At 77.9% G+C, this 630-nt stretch carries 1 pseudogene; it reads right to left on the bottom strand.

The annotated features are described in order from the left end of the window. Window positions 1-630: pseudogene (locus A5711_RS16920) on the bottom strand (selenocysteine-specific translation elongation factor); the annotation flags it as partial.

Genomic DNA, 630 nt, shown 5'->3' with positions numbered 1-630 from the left:
GGTGCGCACCGCCTTGTCGACCCGGGCCGGCAGGGCCGCCCCCGGCGAGCGGACCAACCCGTCGACCACCTGGAGGCCGGTGCCCTCCAGCAGCGTCGGCAGTAGTTCCGCGGCGGGCAGGCCGGCGCGCTGTCGCAACGTCTCGAGCGGCATTCCCGCCGCGATGTCATGGTCCTGGGCCCAGCCCCGCACCGCGGCGGTCGCGCACTCGCGCCGCGCGGCCCACCACTGCGGCTGCACCACCCAGTCGCCCACCCGTAGCCCCGAAGGCGGCAGGCCCATCGCGCGCAGCTCGTCGGCCCGGGCGTAATCGGGCGGACGGACGCGGCCGGTTGCCAGTTCCGCGGCACGATCCCGGGCCGCGCCGCGGCGGCGCAGCGCCGGCGGCCGGACGTCGAGCACCTCGATCCCGGCCGCGATCCGGTGCTCGCCGGGATCGCGCAGCAGCCCGGTGTCCGAAACCCGCAGCGGCAGGGGCTTGGCCAGCCGCAGCCGGGCCGCCGCGTCACCCAGCTGGCGCACCTGCACGGGCACGGCCGCGGACCCGACGTGCAGCACGAGCTGGCGGTGCAGCGTGCCCGCCGAGCGCAGGGCGACGTCGATTTCCGCGGTGTCGCGCCACACGCCCGG

It is taken from the genome of Mycobacterium sp. E2238 (assembly GCF_001672665.1).
Classification (GTDB): domain Bacteria; phylum Actinomycetota; class Actinomycetes; order Mycobacteriales; family Mycobacteriaceae; genus Mycobacterium.
Note: the sequence above shows the minus strand (reverse complement) of the source record. Positions and strands in the feature narration are given on the sequence as shown.